Origin of the sequence: Streptomyces sp. NPDC053750, from assembly GCF_044544295.1 — a bacterium.
GTDB lineage: Bacteria > Actinomycetota > Actinomycetes > Streptomycetales > Streptomycetaceae > Streptomyces.
In genome coordinates this window covers 358,481-380,547 of the sequence record NZ_JBITXB010000007.1, presented here as the reverse complement: position 1 = coordinate 380,547, position 22,067 = coordinate 358,481, and the positions used below count along the sequence as shown (strand labels likewise).

Annotated in this window: 13 protein-coding genes; 3 read left to right on the top strand and 10 right to left on the bottom strand. The window is 72.6% G+C overall.

Translation table 11 applies throughout. The features are described 5' to 3' along the window. Positions 1 to 268 precede the first annotated feature (268 nt). Both ACIGO6_RS22475 and ACIGO6_RS22470 read left to right on the top strand, forming a co-directional pair. Positions 269 to 604, top strand: coding sequence for a chorismate mutase (locus ACIGO6_RS22475; protein WP_399878796.1), 336 nt, complete (start codon positions 269 to 271; stop codon positions 602 to 604). Between the two features lie 566 nt (positions 605 to 1,170). Then, positions 1,171 to 2,292: an LAETG motif-containing sortase-dependent surface protein gene (locus tag ACIGO6_RS22470; protein WP_399878795.1), complete on the top strand. Its 1,122-nt coding sequence runs from the start codon at positions 1,171 to 1,173 to the stop codon at positions 2,290 to 2,292. Between the two features lie 79 nt (positions 2,293 to 2,371). On the opposite strand, the gene ACIGO6_RS22465 is transcribed toward ACIGO6_RS22470, so the two are convergent. The 8 genes from ACIGO6_RS22465 to ACIGO6_RS22430 all read right to left on the bottom strand — a co-directional run bounded on the left by ACIGO6_RS22465 (position 2,372) and on the right by ACIGO6_RS22430 (position 17,640). Further along, a complete protein-coding gene (locus tag ACIGO6_RS22465; RefSeq protein WP_399878794.1) occupies positions 2,372 to 4,189 on the bottom strand; it encodes a GMC oxidoreductase in 1,818 nt (605 codons plus the stop codon). A gap of 37 nt (positions 4,190 to 4,226) precedes the next feature. Continuing rightward, positions 4,227 to 5,840, bottom strand: a complete 1,614-nt coding sequence (locus tag ACIGO6_RS22460; protein ID WP_399878792.1) for a succinic semialdehyde dehydrogenase — start codon at positions 5,838 to 5,840, stop codon at positions 4,227 to 4,229. Positions 5,841 to 5,972: 132 nt separating this feature from the next. Beyond that, positions 5,973 to 7,691 (bottom strand): serine/threonine-protein kinase, encoded by a 1,719-nt coding sequence (locus ACIGO6_RS22455; protein ID WP_399878791.1) that lies wholly within the window; start codon positions 7,689 to 7,691, stop codon positions 5,973 to 5,975. An 81-nt stretch (positions 7,692 to 7,772) separates the two neighbouring features. Continuing rightward, positions 7,773 to 8,819, bottom strand: coding sequence for a serine/threonine-protein kinase (locus ACIGO6_RS22450; RefSeq protein WP_399878789.1), 1,047 nt, complete (start codon positions 8,817 to 8,819; stop codon positions 7,773 to 7,775). A gap of 110 nt (positions 8,820 to 8,929) precedes the next feature. Continuing rightward, the gene (locus tag ACIGO6_RS22445; protein WP_399878957.1) at positions 8,930 to 10,762 is read right to left on the bottom strand and encodes a protein kinase; all 1,833 of its coding nucleotides are present in this window, start codon (positions 10,760 to 10,762) and stop codon (positions 8,930 to 8,932) included. Positions 10,763 to 10,907: 145 nt separating this feature from the next. Continuing rightward, positions 10,908 to 13,529: a protein kinase gene (locus ACIGO6_RS22440; RefSeq protein ID WP_399878787.1), complete on the bottom strand. Its 2,622-nt coding sequence runs from the start codon at positions 13,527 to 13,529 to the stop codon at positions 10,908 to 10,910. A gap of 153 nt (positions 13,530 to 13,682) precedes the next feature. After that, positions 13,683 to 15,773, bottom strand: coding sequence for a serine/threonine-protein kinase (locus tag ACIGO6_RS22435; protein WP_399878785.1), 2,091 nt, complete (start codon positions 15,771 to 15,773; stop codon positions 13,683 to 13,685). A 160-nt stretch (positions 15,774 to 15,933) separates the two neighbouring features. Next, positions 15,934 to 17,640: a glycerol-3-phosphate dehydrogenase/oxidase gene (locus ACIGO6_RS22430; RefSeq protein ID WP_399878783.1), complete on the bottom strand. Its 1,707-nt coding sequence runs from the start codon at positions 17,638 to 17,640 to the stop codon at positions 15,934 to 15,936. Positions 17,641 to 17,972: 332 nt separating this feature from the next. On the opposite strand from ACIGO6_RS22430, the gene ACIGO6_RS22425 reads away from it, so the two are divergent. Beyond that, on the top strand, positions 17,973 to 19,181 hold the full coding sequence (locus ACIGO6_RS22425; protein ID WP_399878782.1) for a nucleotide sugar dehydrogenase: 1,209 nt from the start codon (positions 17,973 to 17,975) through the stop codon (positions 19,179 to 19,181). A gap of 69 nt (positions 19,182 to 19,250) precedes the next feature. Here ACIGO6_RS22425 and ACIGO6_RS22420 read toward each other — a convergent pair whose 3' ends face one another. Next, entirely contained in the window at positions 19,251 to 20,375 is a 1,125-nt protein-coding gene (locus ACIGO6_RS22420; protein ID WP_031018174.1) for a GuaB3 family IMP dehydrogenase-related protein, read from the bottom strand. Between the two features lie 114 nt (positions 20,376 to 20,489). Next, positions 20,490 to 21,998, bottom strand: a complete 1,509-nt coding sequence (gene guaB / locus ACIGO6_RS22415) for an IMP dehydrogenase (protein WP_399878780.1) — start codon at positions 21,996 to 21,998, stop codon at positions 20,490 to 20,492. Between the last annotated feature and the right edge of the window lie 69 nt (positions 21,999 to 22,067).

Sequence of the window (22,067 nt, the reverse complement as noted above, 5' to 3'; positions counted from 1 at the left end):
GGCGCCCGGCACCCTCCCGCCCCCACGTCTCATCATGCGAACCGGCTTGGACGCCGTCCGCTCCCGGGGCATACTGGGCCCATGCTCACGCACTCGACCTTCCTGTTTACCTATGGCAACCGGCCCACCGGCTGCCATGGTCGTGCTGCTTGAGCAACTGACAAGCGACTTCCCAGGCGCCCCGGGCCGACAAGGCCCGGGGCGCCTGCCGTTTCCCGGACCCTGTCGCTCCGGGGCCCGCCTCCCGAGCCCCCTGAAGGAGCCCCCCATGGCCACCGCGACGAACAACACCACCACCACGACCACGACCGCCACCACGACCGCCACCGCGGCGGACAAGACCGGCGCCCGCACCACCGAGGCCGCCGACGTGATCACCGGCGCCCGGGAACGCATCGACGCGCTCGACGACCGGATCATCGGACTGATCCAGGAACGGATGGCCGTCTCCGCCGTCATCCAGGAGGCGCGGATCACCTCCGGCGGCCGGCGCGTGAACCTCTCCCGCGAGATGGAGGTCCTCGACCACTACCGGCAGGCGCTGGGCAAGCCGGGTACCGCGCTGGCGATGACGATGCTGGAGCTGTGCCGGGGTCGCATCTGAGTTCGGGCGCCTTCTCACCCGTACGGCGCGTGACCGGTACGGGAGCGGCTTCGTTGGTCCCGGTGTCCGTGTCAGCCAGGGGCGGGCCCGAAAGAACCACGCGTGGCTCGCTGGAGCGATGAGACGTGCGCATCGTGCCGCACGTCGTGGGACCTCGCTCCAGGAAAGTGACCGGACGGCAGGGGACAGCAGCCCGGTCACCCAAGAGAACGGCCGGCTCCGGGGACGCCCGGGGCCGGCCGACGGGAAGGTCCGGATCCGGACCGCACGGTCGAGACGTCCCTGCACGACCCCCTCACACAACTGCACCGGAAGGCCCCGCGGGCACATCCCGCGGGGCCCTTCGTGTGTGGTGCGGACACCATGAGATCCGTGTGGCGAACCGTGTGGTGCAGGCAACATAAGAATTCTGTGAGGTCAGGGCAACCAATCACAGGCTTCGCCGATCAAACACGGCGAACCGATCGAGTGGATCGGTCCGAAGGGTCCACCGCGCCCCACACGCGGAGGCCTCCTCAGAGCCCCGTACCGCACAGACGCGGTACGCCTGACTTCACGAGGTCTTCATGAAGCTTCGCCGCGCCATCGTCACCATGGCCGCGACGTCCGTCATCGCTCCGCTGGCACTGCTGTCGGCACCGGCCGCCTTCGCGACCGAGAACCCGGCCCCGTCAGCGAGCGCTTCGTCCGAGACGGACACCTCCTCGGACGACCAGGATTCCTCCTCCGACGGGAACACCAAGCCCTCGGACGAGCAGAGCACCCCCGCCGGCGAGCAGTCGACGCCTTCCGACGAGCAGTCGACGCCGGCCGGTGAGCAGAGCACGCCGTCCGACGAGCAGTCGACGCCTTCGGACGAGCAGAGCACCCCGTCCGACGAGGAGAGCACCCCCGGCGGCTCCGGGACGACCAGCCCCGCCCCGTCGACCTCGGCGCCGACCGGCGAGCCCACGGAGCCGGAGGAGCCGGACGACGTCCCGTTCTGCGAGGACATCGACGCGGACTACTCCGGCGCCAAGGTGTCCGCGGCCATCAAGGGCCTGCCGGGCAAGATCGTCGCGGGCGACGGCCGCCACGCGTTCCAGCTCACCGTCACCAACGAGTCGAAGACCGACGTCAAGGAAGTCGCGTTCTACGCCGAGGTGGAGAACTACGAGTTCGAGGACGAGAAGAAGTTCCTCAGCTCGTACGTCGACCTGGAGTTCAAGAACCCCGAGTCCGGCGCCTGGGAGCGCATCGGCACCGACGAGTGGGCCGGTGACTACTTCTTCTTCGTGGAGAAGCTGAAGGCCAAGGCGAGCAAGACCGTCGACCTGCGGCTCAGCATCGACGCCAATGCCCCCGCCGGTGACGCCTACTCCTTCGCGTTCGGCGCCTACCTGGACGACATCGACGGCCAGGAGTGCATCGCCGCGGGCTGGGCCCAGTACGACTTCCAGGTCCTGAAGTCCGGCTCGGCCAACCCCGACCCCGGCACCGCCGAGCCGAGCGACAAGGGTTCCAAGGGCGACAAGATCTCGGTGAAGAAGCCGCAGGGCAACGTCTCCGAGCTGCCCACCGGCAGCCTCGCCGAGACCGGTTCCAACTCCGCGCTGCCGATGATCGGCCTCGCCGGCGGGCTCGCCGTCGTCGTCGGTGGCGGTGCGGTGTTCGTGGTGCGGCGGCGCAAGGCCGGCATCGAGGCGTAACCGTCGGCACGGCTTGACGCAAGACGGGAAGGACCTGCGCTCGGAGGGGGGCGCAGGTCCTTCTGTTCTGTGTCGTCCGCTACTTCTTCGGCGGCACCGTCGGCATCCCCAGGAACGGCAGCCGGAGCGCGCCGAAGGCCTCCGCCGGGACCGCCGGGGACTTGGGCTCGACGGGGGCGAGGCGCTCGTACGCCGCTCCCTGCGCCGGGCGCGGGTCGGACTCGCCGTTGTTCGGCCAGTAGGACATGGCGCGCTCGGCCTGCGCGGTGATGGTCAGGGACGGGTTGACGCCCAGGTTCGCCGAGACCGCGGCGCCGTCGACGACCGAGATGCCGGGGTGGCCGTAGAGCCGGTGGTACGGGTCGATGACGCCGGTGTCGCGGGAGGCACCGATGGGACAGCCGCCGAGGAAGTGGGCGGTGAGCGGGGTGCCCATCAGCTCGCCGACGTTGGAACCGGCGAAGCCGTTGATCTCGGCGGCGAGCGCGGAGGCGCCCTCGGAGGCGGCCTTGATCTGCTTGGGGTTGGGCGAGCCGTGGCCCTGGCGGGCGGTGAGCAGGCCCTTGCCCACGCCCGTCGGCTTCAGGTGGGTCGTCAGGGAGTTGTCCAGCGACTGCATCACCAGGCCGATGATCGTCCGCTCCGACCAGCGGCGGTTGGACAGGGAGCGCAGGACCTGCACGGGGTGCTTGGCGGCGTGCGCGAGGAAGCCCAGGACGCGGTGGGCGCCCGAGGCGGACTCGCCCGCGTACGGGACCTGGAGGATGGACAGGCCGCCCATCGAGTTGGAGCCCTTGCCGTACCGGACCGGCTCGATGTGGGTGTTGGCGTCCGGGTGGATCGAGGACGTGATGGCGACGCCGCGCGTGAAGTCGGCCCGTGGCTCGCCGGTGGCCCGGCGGTAGCGCCGGTCGATGGTCTGGGCGCCGACCAGGGCCTCGGAGTTGGTGCGGGTCAGCTCGCCGAGCTTGTCGGAGAGGTGCGGGAGCCGGCCGCCCGCCTTCATGCGGTGCAGCAGGGTCTGGGTGCCGTAGGTGCCGGCGGCGATGACGACCCGGCGGGCCGTGAAGGTGCGGCCCGCGCTCTTCTTCCGCCGGTCGGTGGGGAGCGTCGCGATCGCGAATCCGCCGCGCGAGTCCTCGGTGACCGAGACGACCGTGGTCATCGGGTGGACGACCGCGCCCGCCTTCTCGGCGAGGTACAGGTAGTTCTCGTTGAGGGTGTTCTTCGCGCCGTGCCGGCAGCCGGTCATGCACTCGCCGCACTCGTTGCACGCCTTGCGGTCCGGTCCGGCGCCGCCGAAGTAGGGGTCGGGCACCTGCTCGCCCGGTTTCGCCTTCGCCGTGCCGTCGGCGTCCTCGCCGTCGCCGAAGAACACGCCGACCGGCGCCATGTGGAAGGTGTCGCCGACGCCCATTCGCTGGGCCGCGGCCTTCAGGTGCACGTCGGAGGGCGTCATCGTCGGGTTGAGGCGGACGCCGAGCATGCGCCGGGCCTGGTCGTAGTACGGCGCCAGCTCGTCCTGCCAGTCGGTGATGTCACGCCACTGGGGGTCGTCGAAGAAGGGCTTCGGCGGTACGTAGAGGGTGTTGGCGTAGTTGAGGGAGCCGCCGCCGACGCCCGCGCCTGCCAGGACCATGACATTCCCGAGCAGGTGGATGCGCTGGATGCCGAACATGCCGAGCCTGGGGGCCCAGAGGTAGTTCTTCAGGTCCCAGGAGTTCTTCGGCAGCGACTGGCGGGTGAAGCGGCGGCCGGCTTCCAGGACGCCGACGTCGTAGCCCTTCTCCGTCAGGCGGAGGGCGGACACGGAGCCGCCGAAGCCGGAGCCGACGACGATGACGTCGTAGTCGTACCCGTTCTCGTCCCGGGTCTGGACAGACTTCTCCTGCGACACGTGCTCTCCTCGTTGAGAACGGGCGTTGGTAAGGGGGTCAGCGGAAGCGGAATGCCTTCATCAGGCGCAGGCTCCGGCTCATGAACGCCGCGTACTTCTCGTCGTCCATCCCCAGTGACGGGGCCATCGGCAGCAGTCGCTGGTGGGCGACGGTCTGGGCCTCGGTGTACTTGAGGATGCCCTCGGAGCCGTGTCGGCGGCCGATGCCGGAGTCCTTCATGCCGCCCATCGGGGACTGGACGCTGCCGTACGCGGAGGCGTAGCCCTCGTTGATGTTGACCGTTCCGGTGCGCAGCCGGGCGGCGACCTCGTGACCGAGACGGGCGTTCGTCGTCCAGACCGACGAGTTCAGCCCGTACGGTGTGGCGTTGGCGCGGTCGACGGCCTCGTCCACGCTCGAGAAGCGGTACACGGAGACGACCGGTCCGAAGGTCTCCTCGCAGCACAGGGCCATGGCGTCGGTGACACCGTCGAGGATGGTCGGCTCGTAGAAGTACGGGCCGATGTCCGGGCGGGCCACACCTCCGGTGACGACGCGCGCCCCCTTGTCGACGGCTTCCTCCACGTGACGCTTGACGGTCTCCAGCTGGTGCCCGCTGACCAGCGAGCCCATGTCCGCGCCGTAGGCCAGGGCGCTGCCCAGCCGCATCGCGCGGGTGCGGGCGGCGAAGCGGTCCAGGAAGGCGTCGGCCACCGACTCGTGGACGTAGAGCCTCTCGATGGAGACGCACAGCTGACCGGCGGAGGAGAAGCAGGCGCGGACGGCGCCCGCCGCCGCCTTCTCGATGTCGGCGTCCTCCAGGACCAGCATGGCGTTCTTGCCACCCAGCTCCAGCGAGACGCCGACCAGCCGGTCCGCGGCGACGGTGGCGACCTCCCGGCCGGTGCGGGTGGAGCCGGTGAAGGAGACGTAGTCGCCGTGCTTGACGACCTCCGGACCAATCACGGGGCCGACCCCGATGACGGCCTGGAGGACGTCGGCCGGCAGTCCGGCCTCGATCAGCAGGTCACGGGCCCACAGCGCGGTGAGGCAGGACTCGGTGTCGGGCTTCATCACGACCGCGTTGCCCGCCACGAGGGCGGGCAGCGCGTCACCCACGGAGAGCTCGAACGGGTAGTTCCACGGCACGATCTGGCCGATGACCCCGCGCGGCTGCCGCAGCTCGGTGACCTTCGTCAGGGTCGGGATGGCGCCGGTGTGCCGCTTGGGCCGCAGGTAGGCGGGGGCCTTGCGGCCGTAGTGCCGGGCGGCGACGGCGACGGCCTGGACCTCCTCGTGGGCGTGCAGGCGGGCCTTGCCGGTCTCCAGCTGGATGAGGTCGAGGACCTCGGCCTGGCGCTCCAGGACCAGGTCGTGGAAGCGCAGCAGGACGGCGGCGCGCTGCCGTACCGGCGTGCGGGCCCACACGTCCTGGGCGGCGCGGGCCCGCTCGAAGGCGCCGGCCACGTCCTCGGGCGTCGACTCGGGCAGGTCGGCCAGCTTCTCGCCGGTGAACGGCGTGTGGTTGGCGGTCCGGCCGGAGCCGGCCACGCCCTTGGTGAGCTGGGCGACCAGCTCGGGCGTGACCACGTCGGCAGCGGTGCGGGCGCCCTCGGGTGCGGGGGCGAGAGGATTCGTGCCGGTGATTTCCGGGGCGTGCGCGTCCGTCATGAGCGGCAGGGTATGACGCCGGGAGAGCTTTGTGTACCCGTCGGTAACGGGGATTCACCGAGTGCTCACACAACGCCAGTGATCGCTGGCAACAAACCCGCTGATCAGGAGGTTACGTGCCCTCCTCTCGCGTCAGGACTCGTCGACCTCCCAGTTGGCGATCACCGTCCGGGCGATCTCCCGTCCCTCGGCGGCGAAGTAGCCCTTGCCGGGGTAGTCGATCGACACCTTGCACAGGTCGCCGTTCTCGGCCTTGTAGTAGAGGACGCGGAGCTCGCGCTCGCGGGGGTTCTGCAGGTCCGATGTCGTGTAGCGGATGGTGTTCTCGGCCGCGCTCTCGCCCTTGTGCTCGGTCTCCTTCGGCTCCCCCTTGGGGGCGGGATCGTCGTCGATGTTCCAGGAGTACTCGCCGTCCTTGAGCGTGTCCCAGTCCGCCCACGCGCCCGCGATGGCGGTGGCCGGGAGTTCGCCGTCCTTGTCGTCGGCCTCGGCGTCCCGGTCCACGGAGACGACGACCGCGCCGCTCGGGTCGGCGAACGTCTCGTTGGTGCCGTCCCAGTCGTCGGGGCGCTTCTGCTTCACGAACTCGGCGGGCATGCCGACGCTCATGCCGACCTTGCCGTCGAGCTTCTGCTGCTTCCAGCCCTTCGGCAACGATTCCGTTCCCGCGAAGGGGTCCGCGATCACCAGGTACGAGGCCACCGCCGCCGCGACGACCGCCGCGCCGAGGGTGATCCACGCGTTGCGGCCCAGCCGGACGCCCCACTTGGACACGGGCGTTCCGCCCGGCTCCTGAGCCCCGTCGAGCCGGACCATCCGGGTGGGCGGCGGCGCGGGCGGGTTCGCGGCGGCGTCCAGCAGGGCGCGGACCCGGGCGGCGTCCGGGCGGCGCGCCGGGTCCTTGTCCAGCAGGCCCGTGAGGACCTCGGCCAGCGGTCCCTGCGCGGCGGCGGGCGGCGCGGGCGTGGCGTTGAGCACCGACTGGAGCGTGGCGGGCGTGTTGCTGCGGCGGAAGGGGGAGACGCCCTCCGTCGCCGCGTACAGCACCACGCCCAGGGACCACAGGTCGCTCGCCGGGCCGGGCCGCCGGCCCAGCACCCGCTCCGGGGCGATGTACTCGGGCGAGCCGACGAAGCCGCCGGTGTCGGTCAGGTTGGTCTCGCCCTCGATCTGGGCGATGCCGAAGTCGGTGAGGACGACCCGGTCGTGCCGGCCGAGCAGCACGTTGTCCGGCTTCACGTCCCGGTGCAGGATGCCGGCCGCGTGCGCGGCCTCCAGCGCGCCGAGCACCTCCAGGCCGATCCTGGCCGCCTCGCGGGCGTCCAGCGTGCCCTCCTGCAGTGCGTCGCCCAGCGAGCGTCCCTGGACCAGCTCCATCACGATCCACGGCCGGCCGTCCACGACCGCCACGTCGTGCACGTTGACCACCGAGGGGTGGTCGAGCCGGGCCGCGGCGCGCGCCTCCCGGCGCATCCGCTCGAAGGCGTTGTCCCGTTCGCGTTCGGGAAGGTGATCGGGTACGCGGGGCTCCTTGACGGCGACCTCGCGGTCCACGGTCTCGTCCTTCGCCCGCCACACCGTGCCCATGCCGCCGTGGCCGAGCTTGGCGAGCAGCCGGTAGCGGCCGGCGATGAGCCGCCCGACGCCCTGCGCCTGCGCCTGCCCCTGAGCCTGGGCCCGCCCCTGAGCCTGCGCCTGCCCCTGAGCCTGGGCCTGCGGCGGCACGACCTGGGTGGGTGCCGCGTACGGGTTCCCGGGATGCGGCACGGCCACCGGTGGATGGGGTGGTCGCAGGTCAAAGCTGGTCGGCTCGTCCGCCCCTTCGCGGGGCCCCCCGTTGTTGCTGCTCATGGGTTCATCCATACCGTGCCCGGCGCATCCCTTTCCACTGCGGATGCCCGGCGGTCACAGACCCGTGACTCGGGTTGCCTCTTATCTGCCGTTTAGGTGCGTTGCGGGTTCGGTCGTCGGGGTCGCGGGGGCCGAACTCGACGGCGTACCGCCCCCGTCACCGCCCTCGTCCGCGAGCAGCGCCGCCGTCGCGATGCCCGCGCCCGCCGCCGCGACCACCAAGAGCACCGCCGCGAGTACGCCCCGCGTCACGTGCCGGGCTTCTCCGGCCCGGGCGGGCGCGGGGGTACGGCCCGTGGTCAGGAAGGCGCGCAGCATCCGCTCCGCCTCCGCCGCGTCCAGCCGCCGCAGCGGGTCGCGTTCGAGCAGGCCCCGTACGACGGGCAGGATCGGCCCGGCCTCCGCGGGCGGGCGGATCTCCTCGGTGACCACGGCGTGCAGGACCCCGCCGAGCGAGTCGCGGTGGAAGGGGGATGCGCCGCTCAGGATGGCGCACAGAAGGACGCCCAGCGACCACAGGTCGGACTCCGGCCCGGTCCCGGCACCGGACATCCGCTCCGGGGCGGTGTACTCGGGGGAACCGACGAAGGAGCCGGTCTCGGTGAGTGTGGTGGCGCCCGCGACCTGGGCCACGCCGAAGTCGGTGAGGACGACCCGGCCGTCCTCGGCGACCAGCACGTTCGACGGTTTCACGTCCCGGTGCAGCATGCCGGCCGCATGCGCGGTGCGCAGGGCGTCGAGCAGGGCGATGCCGATACGGGCGGCCTCGGTGGCGTCGACCGGGCCGTGGGACAGAACGCGGTCGGCGAGCGAGCCGCCGTCGACCAGTTCCATGACCATGTAGGCGCGTTCGTCGTCCTCGACGACGTCGTGCACGACGATGACGTGCGGGTGACTCAGCTGCGCGACCGCGCGGGCCTCGCGCAGGGTGCGCTCGCGACGCCGCCGGCCCTCCGCCGCGGAGAGGGTCTCGCCCACGGGGAGCGCCTTCACCGCCACCTGGCGGGCGAGCAGTTGGTCGGTCGCCCGCCACACGATGCCCATACCGCCGCGGCCGAGCCGTTCATGGAGCCGGTAACGGCCCGCGATGACACGCCCGCCCGCCCCCTCGGTCACCATGCGTTCCATCATGCCCCACCGGACGGGCCGGATCCGGGCAGCCGAGACGCGGGTGGCCGACAACCGACGGGTGCGCGAGCGCCGTTGTGGCGGCTCGCGCACGGCGCACGCCGCGGGTGTCAGCCGGTCTGCTCCTGCCAGCTCTGCAGCACCGCCGTGAACTGCTGTCGGGTGGTCGGCCAGTCGTTCGCGGGACCCGACATGTTGAGGGCGTACTCGACGCCGTTCCGGGACAGATACGTCTGCGCCGCGGCCCGGCGCGGGCCGGGGAAGGGGGTGTCCTTCGCCAGCGCGGTCCAGGTGTACTCCCACCAGGCGCTGTCGCGGTCGCGGTAGGTGGTGCGCTCCATGGCGACGCGCTCGTAGCCGACCAGCCGCTGGAGCTGGACCTCCAGGTCGAGCTGGTGCGCGTAAGGGTCGTTGTAGTCGGGAGCGGTGTCGACGGATATGCGGATGATGTGCTCGCCGCCGTCGGGGGTGTAGTCGACCTGCTTGAGTTCGCCGGAGTCGTCGAACTCCGTCCGCTGCCATTCCTCGGGCAGGTAGAGGCTGAAACCCAACGGGTCGTCGCGGCGGACCCAGCCTGCCGGGACGGAGCCGCCGGGGTCCTTGCCGGTCGTGGCGGAGGCGGAGGGGGAGGAAGAGGCGGAGGCGGACGGTGCGTGGGTGGGGTCCGGGCCGGCCGATGAGCCGCCCCCGTCCCCCTGTTGCAGCACCACGGCGGTGCCCGCGCCGATGAGGGCGGCGACGGCGACGACCAGGGCGAGCATGCGACGACGGCCGCGCCGGGGGTGTCCGGCGGCGGGGGTGCCCGGTGGTCCGGACTGCCCCGCGAGCGTGGGGGTCGTGGGCGTCCCGCCCATGGGTATGTGACCCGTCGCCGCGTGGCCGGCAGGCACGTGCCCGGCAGGCGCGTGCCCGGCAGGCACGTGGCCGGCGGGTGCATGGCCCACCGACGTGGGACCGACCGTCGTCGGGCCGGTCGTCGACGAGTACGGCGGCGTTGCTGCGGCCCCACCCGCCGGCTCGGCCGATCCGGGCGACCCGGGTACCCCGGGCGTCCCCGGGTGGGCCGGGGTGCCGTACCCCCGCGAGCCCGCGTACTGCGTCGGCACATACGCCTGGGCCGCGTTCGGCCGCCGCCCCTCCGCCGCCTGGGCGAGCAAGTGCTCGGCCTCGGTCGCGTCGGGCCGGGCGGCCGGATCCTTGCGCAGCAGGGCGCTGATGACGGGCGCGAGCGGGCCGGCGTACCGGGGCTCGGTGGCCTCCTCCTCGACGACCGCCTGCATGGTGGTGAGCGGTGAGGTGCGGCGGAACGGCGACCTGCCCTCCACCGCCGTGTACAGCGTCGCGCCGAGCGCCCACAGGTCGGAGGCGGGCCCGGGGTCGTGGCCGCGGACCCGCTCGGGCGCGAGGTAGTCGACGGAGCCGACGACCTCTCCGGTCCGGGTGATGGTGGAGTCGCCCTCGATCTGCGCGATGCCGAAGTCGGTGAGGAGCACGCGGCCGTCGTCGGCGAGCAGGACGTTGCCCGGCTTGACGTCGCGGTGCAGGACGCCGGCGGTGTGCGCGGCGCGCAGGGCACGTAGCACCCACAGGCCGACACGGGCCGCCTCCCGCGGATCGACCCGCTCCTCCTCCTTGACCGCGTCGGCGAGCGAGCGGCCCTCGACCAGCTCCATCACGATCCACGGCCGGCCGTCGTGTTCGAGTACGTCGTGCACGGTGACGACGGCCGAGTGGTTGATCCGCGCGGCCGCGCGCGCCTCGCCCCGGGTGCGCGCCAGCAGGATCGCCTGGTCGCTCTCGGAGACGTAGAGCGCGGCGGTCAACTCCTTGATGGCGACGGTCCGGTTCAGCACCTCGTCGTGAGCGCGCCACACGCGGCCCATGCCGCCGCTGCCGATCGCCTCGCCGAGCCGGTAACGGCCCGCGACGAGCCGGCCCTGCATCTGATTCACGTTGCCCCGCAATGGTCTTGTCAGGGTCAGACTAGGGACCGGTTCCCGTCCGCGGAACGGGTGGGGTGGCTTGGAAACCGCTCTGTGACGGTTGTCGCTTTCTGTGACAGGAGGCAACCATCGGGCCGAACTACCGTCAGCGCGTGTACTGGTAGGTGGCCGAGGCCTGTTCGAACAGCCGGGTCACCTCGTCACGCTCCGCCTCCGGGCCGCGGACCTGCACCACGTGGTAGCGGCCGTCGATCAGCATCGCGAGGTTGCGCACGTACAGCTCGCCGCCGTCGCCGGCGGTCCAGGTGAACTGCCCCTCCACCATGGTCCGTCCGCCGACGTCGATGGTCTTCAGACCGCTGGAGGTGGCCCAGCTGGAGGCACGGTACGAAGCCAACTCGGGTTCGCTCTCGCGCTGGTAGGTCATGAGGTCGGCGCCGAACTCGGAGGCACGGTCGCGGCCCGGTACGACGATCAGCTCGAAGTCGCCCTTGGCGTAGACGACCTGGCCACTGCCGTTGCGGGGCGTGCGGTTCCAGCCCTCGGCGACGGCGACGCGGAAGCCCTCCGCGTCCTTGCGCAGGGTGAATCCGTCGGCGACGTCGGGGTCGTTGGTCTGCGGCCCGGTGGAGCCGGCCGACGTTTCCGAGGCGCTCGGGCCTTCCTTCGGGGACGTCTGCTCCGGGCGGGGCTCACTGCTGACGTCCGGCGACTTCGCGGGCGGCGCCTGGCTCGCCTCGCCGGCGGCGCCCGTGCGGTCCGGGGCGCCGGACCCGCTCGTGTCGCTCTTCGGCATGAAGAACATGGCGTACGCGACCGCTCCGGCCAGGGCGAGCAGGATCAGCAGGAGCAGGGTCCGGCCGAGGCTGCGCGGGGAGCGGGTGGTCTCCTGCCTGGCCCGCTTGTGCCGGCCGTGATGCGCGGGCAGTCCGGCGCGCCGCCTGCGCACCAGTTCGCCCCGGCGGCGCACGATCGGCAGCCGGCTGGTGTCGGCGGGTGGTGCCGCGACGACGTGCAGGCCGGCCTCCGCCTCGGGCGCCGAGCGCACCAGGGAGCGCAGCCATCCGCGCAGTTCCTCGAAGTCGATGCGTTCGGTGGGGTCCTGACGGAGCAGCGACTCCACGACGGGCCGCAGCGGCCCGCACTCCTCGGCGAACGCGGGCGGCTCCGCGCACACGATCTGCACCAGCTCGGCGGTCGAATCCTCCGGGTAGGGCGCGTGGCCCTGTACGGCGCGGTAGAGCAGCGCGCCCAGGGCCCACAGGTCGGTCGGGGGGCCGATGGGCGCGGCCAGCTGCCAGTTCTCGTGCACCGGGCCGGCCTGTTCCGGCGCCCAGCGCTCGGTGACGGGCCCGACCACGGCCATCCGCGCCTGCCGTGCCCGCTCGGCGGCGAGCGCGGTGGCCGGACCGTGCCGGGTGGGGGTACGGGAGAGCAGGTCGTCCCAGTGCCCGGAGGACACGGCGTCCTCCTGCCGCGACGCGGCGGGCAGGGCACGCCCGGCCGCCGCAGCGGGGGGTGCTGCGGCGGGGGCCGGGTCGCCGGGAGTGCGGGGGGCGGCGGCGCGGGGGGCGGCGCCGTGCCAGGAGGCGGTGCGTACGCCGTAGGGGTCGGCGATCTGCCCGGGCGGGGCGGCCCCGGGGGACGTGCCGTGGTCGGTGGGGTGGAACGCCTGCGCGGCGCCGCCCTGTTCCGTTCCGTGCCTGCCGGGGCCGGGCGGCCGGGCCGGGGCGTTGTCGGGGGCGGGGCGGGCGCCGGGCAGGGCCGTGCGGCCGTTCTGCGCCTCCTGGACGCGGGCCGCCGCGCGGGCTCCCGCGCGGTACGCGGCGATCGCCCCGGCGCGGGCGGCGCGGACGTCACCGCCGGCCTCGAGTGAAGCGGGCGCGCTCCCGGCGGTGCTCCCGCCCGGCCCCTGAACCCCGGGCCCCGGCAGCCCTTCGACGGCCCGTGCCTCGATGGCGGCCCGCCGCGCAGCCTCGGGGTCACCACCACCGGGGCCCACGGCGCCACCGGAGCCCGGCACACCACCCCGGCCCGCGGCACCGGCGTCGGACCCGAAGCCCCCGGCCAGGGGCGCCCTCGTACCGGGAACCGCCCCGCCCGGGTCCGCAGCGCTCCCGTCCGTCTCGCCCTCAGGGGCGGGGACCGGGTCGTAGCCGCACAGGGCCTCCTCCGCCGCTCCGACCGCCAGGCCGGTCAGCATCACGCGTCCGTCGTCGCAGACCAGCACCGTGCGTGCGGTGATGTTCCGGTGCACCCAGCCGTAGGTGTGCAGGACGCGCAGCGCCAGGAGGATGTCGGAGGCCACCTCGGCCGCCCGGTACGGCGTCAGCGGCTGCTCGGCGAGCAGCGCGGCCAGCGGCCTCGCGGCCACCAGTTCGCTCACGATCCACAGCGAGCCACCCTCGGCGAACACGTCGAAGACCTGGTCCAGCCGCGGATGGTCGGGGACGGCGGCCGCGGCCTGCGCGGCCTCGACGGCACGGCGCACCACCGGGTCGGTGGGCCGCCGCGGGCCACCGCGGTCGGCCGACGGCCGCCGGCCGGTGTGCCGGACGCCGCCGTCCCGGGCCGTGAACCCGTCGGGCAGACCGTCCGCGTCGAGCACCTCCGCCTCGACGACCTCCGGCAACGGCACCTGTCGGACCAGGACTTCCTGGCCGCTGTAGGTGTCGAAGGCCCGGGTCTCGGTGAGTTCGTACTCGTCGGACGGCGGCAGGGGCAGGCGGTAGCGGTCGGCGAGCACCCGTCCCGCATAGTCGTCCACGTCGCCACCCCCGGCAGCCCGTCGGTCAATTCCGTTCGCCCCGCGGGCCGTTCCGGCTGCGTACGGTCCGCAAGCACTCACGATACGTGCCGGAGGCAACCCGCAAAGAGGGGATGCCGGATATCCGGCCGGTCAAACCCGGACTCCCCCGCTTCAGGACTTGGGCTGGAAGGTCCTCGACAGGGTCTGCCAGGTGTCCCGGCGCAGGTCGCTGTCCCAGTCCGCGGCCTTCGCGGTGTACATCAGCGCGTAGCCCTGGTGGTCGTTGACGACAAACCCCCGGTCCACGGTCCGGTACTTGGTGCCGCCACTCGTGTAGGTGAACTCCCAGTCGGCCGCGTTCCAGCCGCGGTAGCCCACCTTCTCGATGCGGATCCTCTTGTACTGCGAGCGGATCATGCCCCGCTCCTGGTTCTTCCAGTCGGCGACCGGGTCGCTCTTGGGCGTGGACGTCCAGGCGACGAGCAGCTTCTGACCGTTCGGGCCGGTGAACCGGTCGCCCGCGGAGCTCGCGGACTGGTACTTCCAGCCCTCGGGCAGTCCGATGCTGTACCCCTGCTTGCCCTGGTGGGTGGCGGCCACGCCCTCGTCGTCGCCGGACTTCCCGGCATCGCCCGACCCGGTCCCGGCGCCGGCCCCGGCATCGCCGGACGCGCTCGCTCCGGAGCTCGGTGCGCCGGCCGAGGATCCGTCCGTCGCCTCGTCGGAGGCGGAGCCGTCGGTGCCGGTCCCGCTCTCCTCGTCCTGCTTGGTGTCACCGCTCGCGTCGGCGGTGGCGACCGCCTTGTCACCGCTGCCGCCCTTGGCCCCGTCCTCGTCGCCTCCGCCGAGCGTGAGGGCCAGCACGGTGCCGAGCACGGCGAGCGCCACGACGACGGCGATGATCACCAGCGTCCGGCGCGACACCACGTCGGTGATCGGCGCCCGGGGCACGGGCCTGGCCGGCAGGTCCGGCGGCGGCACGACCGGCCAGCCGGAACTCCGGGTACCCGCAGGCGCGTTCGCAGCAACGCCGCCTGCACCCGCACCCGCTCCGGCGCCCGCACCCGAGCGGACTCCGGTCGGTGCCGACGTGGCGGCGGCCGTGTCGGCGGACGGCGACGCGGTGGACGAACCGGCCGCACCGGCCGCACCGCCAGAACCGGCGGAGCCCGAAGCGGCACGGTCGGCGCCGCCCTGCTTGGCGCGGGAGGCAGCCGCGGCGCCGGCCGCACCCGCCCCGACGGCGGCCTTGCGCACGGAACGCAGCGCCCCGCGCAACCGCTCCCCGGCCTCCTCGCCCCGCTTGCCGCCGGCGCCCGCCGAACCGCCCCGGCGCGCCCGCTCGTCCGGCTGCTCCGGCAGCGGCACGACCTTGGTGGCGTCGGCCGGTTCGGGCTCGTCCGCCTTGTCCGGCGCGTGGATGACCTTGTTGAGCATCGCCCGGGCGCCGGCGTCGTCGAGCCGCAGGGCGGGGTCCTTGTTGAGCAGCCCGTAGATGACGTCCCGCAGCGGGCCGGCGTTCTTCGGCTCCTCCAGGTTCTCCGTCATGACCGCGGTGAGCGTGGCGATGGCGGAGCCCTTGTCGTAGGGCGGGGTGCCCTCGACCGCCGCGTACAGCAGTCCGCCCAGCGACCACAGGTCGGCGGCCGGGCCGGGCTTGTGGCCGCGGGCGCGCTCCGGGGAGATGTAGGAGGGGGCGCCGACGAGCATGCCGGTGGAGGTGATGGACGGGTCGCCCTCGACCTGGGCGATGCCGAAGTCGGTGAGCACGACCCGGCCGTCCTCGGCGATCAGCACGTTGGACGGCTTCACGTCACGGTGCAGGATGCCCTCGCGGTGCGCGGAGCGCAGCACGTCGAGGATGGCGAGACCCACCTCGGCGGCGCGCTTGGGCTCCAGCAGGCCGTCCTCGCGGATGGCCTCGGCGAGCGACTTGCCCTCGACGAGTTCCATCACGATCCACGGGCGGTCGTCCTCCTCGACGACGTCGTAGACCGTGACGGCGCTGTTGTTGCGGATCCGCGCGATCGCCTTGGCCTCACGCAGCGTGCGCGTGATCAGGCGCCGCTTCTCCTCCTCGTCGATGTTGCCCGGGAACCGCAGCTCCTTGACGGCGACCGTGCGTCCGAGGGTCTCGTCCTCGGCGCGCCACACCGTCCCCATGCCGCCGCGGCCGAGCACGTCTCCCAGCCGGTACCGCCCGGCGAGGAGACGTGCGCTCTTGTCCGTTCGGGGTGTTCCCGCCCGCTCCGCCTCCGACATGCGTCCCCTCATGCAACCCGCCCTGACAGAGCCTTCATTGTCCCTCACCCGACAAGTGCTCGACGCCCAGGGTGCCTCTGGCGCCCACCGGAGGCGAGGGGAGGCGGCACGGCGGGGTGACCGTGCGTCACACCCGCCCCGCCGGTCCCTGCCACCAGGCCTACCGCGGCACGATGTCCGGCGCCCCGAGCCGGGCCGCGTCGGCCGTCAGGTCGTCCGGCTGACGCTGCGACTCCCGCTCGGCCTCCACTCGCTTCTCGTAGTGCTGGATCTCCCGTTCGATCTGGTCCTTGTCCCAGCCCAGCACCGGGGCCATCAGCTCGGCCGCCTCACGGGCGCTGCGGGTGCCCCGGTCGAAGGTCTCGATGGAGATGCGGGTGCGCCGGGTCAGTACGTCGTCCAGGTGCCGCGCGCCCTCGTGGGAGGCCGCGTAGACGACCTCGGCGCGCAGGTAGTCGTCGGCGGCGTGCAGCGGTTCGCCCAGCGCGGGGTCGGCGGCGACGAGTTCCAGCAGTTCCTCCGCCAGCGCGCCGTACCGGTTCAGCAGGTGCTCGACGCGTACGACGTGCAGGCCGGTGCGGGCGGCGATCCGCGCCCGCGCGTTCCACAGCGCCTGGTAGCCCTCGGCGCCGAGCAGCGGGGTCTCCTCGGTGACGCAGTCGGCGACCCGCAGGTCGAGTCCGTGCACCGCCTCGTCCACGGCGTCCTTGGCCATCACCCGGTACGTCGTGTACTTGCCGCCCGCGACGACGACCAGGCCGGGCACCGGGTGCGCGACGGTGTGCTCGCGCGACAGCTTGCTGGTGGCGTCCGACTCGCCGGCCAGCAGCGGGCGCAGTCCGGCGTACACGCCCTCGACGTCGTCGCGCGTCAGGGGGACGGACAGTACCGAGTTGACGTGCTCCAGCAGGTAGTCGATGTCCGCGCTGGAGGCGGCCGGGTGCGCCTTGTCCAGGTCCCAGTCGGTGTCCGTGGTGCCGATGATCCAGTGCCGGCCCCAGGGGATGACGAACAGCACGGACTTCTCGGTGCGCAGGATCAGGCCGGTGGTGGAGTGGATGCGGTCCTTGGGCACGACCAGGTGGATGCCCTTGGACGCCCGCACGTGGAACTGGCCGCGCTCGCCCACCAACGACTGGGTGTCGTCGGTCCACACCCCGGTCGCGTTCACGATCTGCTTGGCGCGGATCTCGTACTCCCCGCCCGCCTCGACGTCCTGCACGCGCGCGCCGACCACCCGCTCGCCCTCACGCAGGAACGCGGTCACGCGCGCACGGTTGGCGACCTGGGCGCCGTACGCCGCCGCCGTGCGCACCAGCGTCGTCACGAACCGGGCGTCGTCCATCTGGGCGTCGTAGTACTGGAGCGCGCCGACCAGCGCGTCCTTCTTCAAGGCGGGTGCCACCCGCAGGGCGTGACGGCGGCTCAGGTGGCGGTGCATCGGCAGACCCCGGCCGTGCCCGCGGGCCATGGCCATGGCGTCGTAGAGCGCGACGCCCGACCCGGCGTACAGCCGCTCCCAGCCCTTGTGCTGCAAGGGGTACAGGAACGGCACCGGCTTCACCAGATGCGGCGCGAGCCGCTCCAGCAGCAGTCCGCGCTCCTTCAGCGCCTCCCGTACGAGCGCGAAGTCCAGCATCTCCAGATAGCGCAGGCCGCCGTGGATCAGCTTGCTGGACCTGCTGGAGGTGCCCGACGCCCAGTCCCGTGCCTCGACCAGGCCGGTGGACAGGCCCCGGGTCACGGCGTCGAGGGCGGTGCCCGCACCGACCACGCCCGCGCCCACCACCAGTACGTCCAGCTCGCGCTCGGCCATGGCCGCGAGCGACTCGGCGCGCTGCGCCGGCCCCAGGGTCGCTGTCCTCACTGCTGCCTCCCGCTGTCGGTCGCGTCGGCCGCACCCGCCGGGCGAAGACACCCGTCGGGCGAAGCCCGGTTCCTGGTACCCACCATGCCCAGATTCTGACCGGCCTGCCCGACATCGGCCGCCGCGCGGCCCCAGCCTGTGGACAACTCCCCCCGCGACTTCCCGCACCGTCCCCCCAGCTCACCCTCGGCACTCGACACTCACCGAAACTCGGCGGATCAATCCCGCAAATCGGTCATATTTACTCCTAGTCTGACGTTGTGCTCGCCCACCCTGTCCACCGGGCTTGCGCGCCTGTCCCGCTTCGGTTATTGGGAAGGACGGCCCACGCCATGCCCGCAGATCTCGCCGTCATCGGACTCGGCCCGTACGGCCTGCCGCTGGCCCAGGCCGCCGTCGCCGCCGGCGTCGCCACCCTCGGCTACCGCACCGGCCCCGAGGCCGACCCGCTCACCCCCGCCGAACTGCGCCGCATGCTCGCGACGGGCTTCCGCACCCCCGCCGGACCGGCCGAGCTGGGCCGCGTCCGCACCGCCGTCATCTGCGCGCCCACCGCACCGGGCGCGGACGGCGGCCTCGACCTCACCCAGGTGGAGGCCGCCGCCCGCACCCTCGCCGCCCACATGCGCCCGTACACCACCGTCATCCTGGAGTCGCCGGTGCGTCCCGGGACGACGGAGGAGTTCCTGCGCCCGATCCTGGAGCAGGGCTCCGGGCTGCGCGCCGGCCGCGACTTCCACCTCGCCTACTCCCCCAGCCGCGTCGACCCCGGCAACCGCGACTTCACCCCGGCCAACACCCCGAAGGTCATCGGCGGGCTCACCCCCGCCTGCACCGAGTCGGCCGCCACCTTCTACGGCCGCCTCACCGACAAGGTGGTACGCGCGCGTGGCCCCCGCGAGGCGGAGACGGTCCAGCTCCTGGAGACCAACTTCCGGCACGTCAACATCGCCCTCGTCAACGAGATGGCCGTCCTCTGCAACGACCTCGGCGTCGACCTGTGGGACGTCCTGCGCTGCGCCGAGACCAAACCCTTCGGCTTCCAGGCCTTCCGCCCCGGCCCCGGCATCGGCGGCCACTCCGTCCCCCAGGACCTGACCGGCCAGGCCCCCCACAGCCTGCGCATGGTGGAGCTGGCCCAGCAGGTCAACTCCCAGATGCCCCGCTACGTCGTCCAGCGCGCCGCCGCCCTCCTCAACGAGCACGGCAAGTCCGCCCGCGGCGCCCGCGTCCTGCTCCTCGGCGTCACCTACAAGGCCGACCTCGCCGACCAGCAGGCGACCCCGGCCGAGGAGATCGCGACCCGCCTGATGTCCATGGGCGCCGCGGTCAGCTACCACGACCCGCACATCCCGTCCTGGAACGTCCTGGACCGCCCCGTCCCCCGCGCCGACTCCCTCTACGAGGCCGCCGCCGACGCCGACCTCACGATCCTCCTCCAGCAGCACCGCACGTACGACCTCCAGGGCCTGTCGGTGAAGGCCCAGCTGCTGCTGGACACACGGGGGGCGACGCCCACGGGAGCGGCGCACCGGCTCTGACCCGCACCCGGACACGCCGAGGGGCCCGGAGCGGTGGCTCCGGGCCCCTTCAGTACGCCGTCCGGGTGACTACCGGCGGTGCTGCGAGTCCGCCACCGTCACCTCGACGCGCTGGAACTCCTTCAGCTCGCTGTAGCCGGTGGTGGCCATCGCGCGGCGCAGGGCGCCGAAGAAGTTCATCGAGCCGTCAGGGGTGTGGGACGGGCCGGTGAGGATCTCCTCGATGGTGCCGACCGTGCCGAGGTCGACCTTCTTGCCGCGCGGCAGCTCCTCGTTGACGGCCTCCATGCCCCAGTGGTTGCCCTTGCCCGGCGCGTCGGTGGCGCGGGCCAGCGGGGAGCCCATCATCACGGAGTCGGCGCCGCAGGCGATCGCCTTGGGCAGGTCGCCGGACCAGCCGACACCGCCGTCGGCGATGACGTGCACGTACCGGCCGCCGGACTCGTCCATGTAGTCGCGGCGGGCGGCCGCCACGTCCGCCACGGCCGTGGCCATGGGGACCTGGATGCCCAGCACGTTGCGCGTGGTGTGGGCGGCGCCGCCGCCGAAGCCGACGAGGACGCCCGCGGCGCCGGTGCGCATCAGGTGCAGGGCGGCGGTGTAGGTGGCGCAGCCGCCGACGATCACCGGGACGTCGAGCTCGTAGATGAACTGCTTCAGGTTCAGCGGCTCGTGCGAGCCGGAGACGTGCTCCGCCGAGACCGTGGTGCCGCGGATGACGAAGATGTCCACGCCCGCGTCCACGACGGCCTTGGAGAACTGGGCGGTGCGCTGCGGGGAGAGCGCGGCGGCGGTGACCACGCCCGAGTCGCGCACCTCCTTGATGCGCTGCCCGATCAGCTCCTCCTTGATGGGAGCCGCGTAGATCTCCTGGAGGCGGCGGGTCGCGGTGTCCGCGTCGAGCCCGACGATCTCGTCGAGCAGCGGCTGCGGGTCCTCGTGCCGGGTCCACAGACCCTCGAGGTTCAGCACGCCGAGGCCGCCGAGCTCGCCGATGCGGATGGCGGTGGCCGGGGAGACGACCGAGTCCATGGGAGCGGCCAGGAACGGCAGCTCGAAGCGGTAGGCGTCGATCTGCCAGGCGATCGAGACCTCCTTCGGGTCCCGCGTACGGCGGCTGGGGACGACGGCGATGTCGTCGAAGGCGTACGCCCGGCGGCCGCGCTTGCCGCGCCCGATCTCGATCTCAGTCACGTCTGTGGCCTTTCCCTGATGCGTTGCAGCGCCTTCCAGTATCCCCGACCGGCACGGCGGGGCACCGCAGAGGGCGGCCCCGGATGTCCGGGGCCGCCCTCGGGGAGCTGCTGCTTACTTGCTGCGGCTGTAGTTCGGTGCCTCGACCGTCATCTGGATGTCGTGCGGGTGGCTCTCCTTGAGACCGGCGGAGGTGATCCGCACGAACCGGCCGTTGTCCTGCAGCTGGGGCACGGTGCGGCCACCGACGTAGAACATCGACTGGCGCAGGCCGCCGACCAGCTGGTGGACGACCGAGGAGAGCGGGCCGCGGTAGGGCACCTGGCCCTCGATGCCCTCGGGGACCAGCTGCTCGTCGGAGGCGACGCCCTCCTGGAAGTAGCGGTCCTTGGAGAACGACTTGCGGTCGCCGCGGGTCTGCATGGCGCCCAGCGAGCCCATGCCGCGGTACGACTTGAACTGCTTGCCGTTGATGAACAGCAGCTCGCCCGGCGACTCCTCGCAGCCCGCGAGCAGCGAGCCCAGCATCACCGTGTCGGCGCCGGCGACCAGGGCCTTGGCGATGTCGCCGGAGTACTGCAGGCCGCCGTCGCCGATGACCGGGATGCCGGCCGCCTTGGCGGCGAGCGACGCCTCGTAGATGGCCGTGACCTGCGGGACGCCGATGCCGGCGACGACGCGGGTGGTGCAGATGGAGCCGGGGCCGACGCCGACCTTGATGCCGTCCACGCCGGCGTCGATGAGCGCCTGGGCGCCGTCACGGGTGGCGATGTTGCCGCCGATGACGTCGACGCCGGAGGAGTTCGACTTGATCTTGGCGACCATGTCGCCGACCAGCCGGGAGTGGCCGTGGGCGGTGTCGACCACGATGAAGTCGACGCCCGCCTCGATCAGCGCCTGGGCGCGCTCGAAGGCGTCACCGGCGACACCGACCGCGGCGCCGACCAGCAGCCGGCCCTTGGCGTCCTTGGCGGCGTTCGGGTACTTCTCGGCCTTGACGAAGTCCTTGACCGTGATCAGACCCTTGAGCACGCCCTGGTCGTCGACCAGCGGCAGCTTCTCGATCTTGTGGCGGCGCAGCAGCTCCATGGCGTCCACGCCGGAGATGCCGACCTTGCCGGTGACCAGCGGCATGGGCGTCATGACCTCGCGCACCCGACGGGCGCGGTCGGTCTCGAAGGCCATGTCGCGGTTGGTGACGATGCCGAGCAGCTTGCCGGCGCCGTCGGTGACCGGGACGCCGCTGATGCGGAACTTGGCGCACAGCGCGTCGGCCTCGGCGAGGGTGGCGTCCGGGTGGATGGTGATCGGGTTGGCCACCATGCCCGACTCGGAACGCTTGACCAGGTCGACCTGGTTGGCCTGGTCCTCGATGGACAGGTTGCGGTGCAGAACGCCGACGCCGCCCTGGCGGGCCATCGCGATCGCCATGCGCGACTCGGTGACCTTGTCCATGGCGGCGGACAGCAGCGGGATGTTCACCCGCACGTTCTTGGAGACGTACGAGGCGGTGTCGATCTCGTCGGGTGCCATGTCCGACGGGCCCGGCAGCAGCAGCACGTCGTCGTAGGTCAGCCCGAGCGTCGCGAATTTCTCGGGCACTCCGTCGACGTTGGCAGTCATGACACCTTCCCCAAATGGCCTTGATCGGTGCGGATGTCCATGCTAACGGGAAGGAGGGGTGGCTCATTC

What these genes read in the sequence shown, in the direction of transcription:
- ACIGO6_RS22475 (WP_399878796.1), top strand. Translation starts at nt 269, where the DNA reads ATGGCCACCGCGACGAACAACACCACCACCACGACCACGACCGCCACC.
- ACIGO6_RS22470 (WP_399878795.1), top strand. Translation starts at nt 1,171, where the DNA reads ATGAAGCTTCGCCGCGCCATCGTCACCATGGCCGCGACGTCCGTCATC.
- ACIGO6_RS22460 (WP_399878792.1), bottom strand. Translation starts at nt 5,840, where the DNA reads ATGACGGACGCGCACGCCCCGGAAATCACCGGCACGAATCCTCTCGCC.
- ACIGO6_RS22455 (WP_399878791.1), bottom strand. Translation starts at nt 7,691, where the DNA reads ATGAGCAGCAACAACGGGGGGCCCCGCGAAGGGGCGGACGAGCCGACC.
- ACIGO6_RS22450 (WP_399878789.1), bottom strand. Translation starts at nt 8,819, where the DNA reads ATGGAACGCATGGTGACCGAGGGGGCGGGCGGGCGTGTCATCGCGGGC.
- ACIGO6_RS22445 (WP_399878957.1), bottom strand. Translation starts at nt 10,762, where the DNA reads ATGCAGGGCCGGCTCGTCGCGGGCCGTTACCGGCTCGGCGAGGCGATC.
- ACIGO6_RS22435 (WP_399878785.1), bottom strand. Translation starts at nt 15,773, where the DNA reads ATGTCGGAGGCGGAGCGGGCGGGAACACCCCGAACGGACAAGAGCGCA.
- ACIGO6_RS22425 (WP_399878782.1), top strand. Translation starts at nt 17,973, where the DNA reads ATGCCCGCAGATCTCGCCGTCATCGGACTCGGCCCGTACGGCCTGCCG.
- guaB (WP_399878780.1), bottom strand. Translation starts at nt 21,998, where the DNA reads ATGACTGCCAACGTCGACGGAGTGCCCGAGAAATTCGCGACGCTCGGG.